The sequence below is a fragment of the Methylobacterium sp. FW306-05-D genome (assembly GCF_058782155.1).
On the sequence record NZ_JBYSXL010000160.1, the window covers coordinates 1 to 2,447 of the forward strand.

2 protein-coding genes and 1 pseudogene are annotated in these 2,447 nt (G+C 77.0%); all 3 read left to right on the plus strand.

All coding sequences use genetic code 11. The annotated features are described in order from the left end of the window. A pseudogene (locus tag AC3WLN_RS23950) lies at positions 1-305 on the plus strand (hypothetical protein); the annotation flags it as partial. Between the two features lie 152 nt (positions 306-457). Further along, positions 458-1,315, plus strand: coding sequence for an EamA family transporter RarD (rarD, locus tag AC3WLN_RS23955; RefSeq protein WP_492485468.1), 858 nt, complete (start codon positions 458-460; stop codon positions 1,313-1,315). A 71-nt stretch (positions 1,316-1,386) separates the two neighbouring features. Then, a partial coding sequence (locus tag AC3WLN_RS23960) for a P1 family peptidase (RefSeq protein WP_492485469.1) occupies positions 1,387-2,447 on the plus strand: 1,061 nt, incomplete at its 3' end.

The following is a 2,447-nucleotide window of genomic DNA, read 5'->3' on the forward strand; positions in this document are numbered from 1 at the left end:
CCGTGACGGGCTCGCTCCCGGCCGAGGCCGGCCCCTCGATCAGCGACATCCTCGGGCGCGACGCGGTCGCCCGCCAGACCGTGACCCGTCCGCCCGTGCCCCGGGCCTCCACCGCCCGCGAGACGTCGCCCCGCGAGACCCCCGCCCGCGAGGCGGCGGGCCGGGCCCCGGCCAGGCCCGTGGCCAAGGTCGCCGCCGCGCCGGCCCCGAAGCCGGCCCGGAAGGCCGCCGAGGGCTTCGACACCGAGCGCCTGAACGCCCTGATGCGCGGCGACCCCGCCGTCACCCTCGCCCGCACGCGCTGAGCGCGCCCCAGGCGCCGCGCGCGCCATGCGCCATCCCGCACGGGCGCGCTTCCGAGGGCCTGCTATAAGCCGCGCCCGGTCCCCCGCGGGCCGCGGGCGGCCGAAGGGCCGGCCACAGGGCCGGCCAGAGGGCCGGCGAGGGGAGGCGGCCTTTGGGTCTGATCTACGCGCTCGGCGCCTATCTGAGCTGGGGCCTCGTGGTCCCGGTGCATTTCCGCCTGCTCGACGCCGTGCCGGCCCCGAGCATCCTCGCCCACCGCATCGTCTGGTCGAGCCTGCTCGTCGCCGGGCTGCTCCTCGCCCTGCGCCGCCGGATCCGGAACCCCTTCCCCCTGGTGCGCCGGCACGGGCTCCTCGTCCTGTCGGCCGGGCTGATCGGCGTGAACTGGCTCCTCTACCTGCAGGCCGTGCAGTCCGGGCACATGCTCGACGCGAGTCTCGGCTACTTCATCAACCCGCTGATGAGCGTGGGCCTGGGCGCCCTGGTGCTGGGCGAGCGCCTGCGCCCGGTCCAGGCCGCGGCGGTGGCGCTGGCCGCCGGCGCCGTGCTCCTGGCCGTCGCCCTGGCGGGGAGCCTGCCCTGGGTCTCGCTGGCGCTGGCCGGCAGCTTCTCGCTCTACGGGCTCGCCCGCAAGGTCGTGGGCGTCGACGCCATGGTGGGCTTCGCCGCCGAGACGCTGGTGCTCCTGCCGGTGGCGCTGGTCTACCTCGCGGGGGTCGCGCCCCCGGTGATCCAGGGCGACCCCGTGCGGGCCGGCCTGATCCTGCTCACCGGGGTCACCACGGCGCTGCCGCTGATCTGGTTCGCGGCCGCCGCCGAGCGGCTCACCCTGGCGACCCTGGGGCTGATGCAGTACCTTGCGCCCTCCTGCCTCCTCCTCCTCAGCACCCTCGTCTACGGCGAGCGGCTGGAACCCCACCGGATGGTGCTGTTCGGGCTGATCTGGCTGGCACTGGCGATCTACGCCGTCGACGCCACCCGCGCCGCCCGGCAGGCGCGGGCGGGCTGAGGGCCCTCGCCCAAAGCCCTCGCCCGAACCCCTCGCCGCGTGCGATCCTGGACCGACCGGGAGACGCGACCATGCCGACCAACCGCATCACCGACATCGCCGGAATCCGGGTCGGCCACGCCACCGACCTGCGCCTCGCCAGCGGCGTCACCGCGCTCCTCTTCGACGCGCCCGTGGTGGCCGGGGTCGACGTGCGCGGCGGCGGGCCCGGCACCCGCGAGACCGACCTCCTCGATCCCGAGCGCACCGTGGAGCGCATCGACGCCCTGGTGCTCTCCGGCGGCTCGGCCTTCGGCCTCGATGCCGCCGCCGGCGTCGCCGCCCATCTCGCCGAGACCGGGCGCGGCTTTCCCGTCGGCCCGGCCCGGGTCCCGATCGTGCCGGCCGCGATCCTGTTCGATCTCCTCAACGGCGGCGACAAGGCCTGGGGCCGGTTCTCGCCCTATCGCGACCTCGGCTACGCGGCGGCCCTGGCGGCGACGCGCGACCTCGCCCTCGGCTCCGTCGGGGCCGGGACGGGAGCCGCGACCGCCAACCTGAAGGGCGGGATCGGCTCGGCCTCGGCGGTGGTGGACGGTTTGCGGGAGGGCTCGGGCCTGGGCCGCGCGGGCTTGGGCCCCGCGGGCTTGGGCCTGCGGGTCGGCGCCCTGGTGGCGGTGAACGCCTTCGGCCGGGTGACGGTGGGGGCGGGGCCGCATTTCTGGGCCGGCCCCTACGAGATCGGCGACGAGTTCGGCGGCCTCGGGTGTCCCGCCCCGATGCCGGCCGACGCCTTCGACTGGCCGCGCAAAGCTCTTTCGGGCGCGGGGGCCAGCACCACCCTGGCGGTGGTGGCCACCGACGCCGTCCTCACCAAGGCCCAGGCCCGCCGCCTCGCCGTGATGGCCCAGGACGGCCTCGCCCGGGCGATCCACCCCGTGCACACGCCGCTCGACGGCGACGTCGTCTTCGCCGTGGCCACCGGCCGGGTGCCTCTGGCCGACCCGGTCCTCGACCTCGCCCGGATCGGCGACGCGGCGGCGCGCACGCTGGCCCGCGCCGTGGCGATCGGCGTGCACCGCGCGACGGTGCCGCCCGGCTGGGCCGGGCCGCCGGCCTGGGCGGATCGTTTCGGGGCGGATCGGTTGGGGGC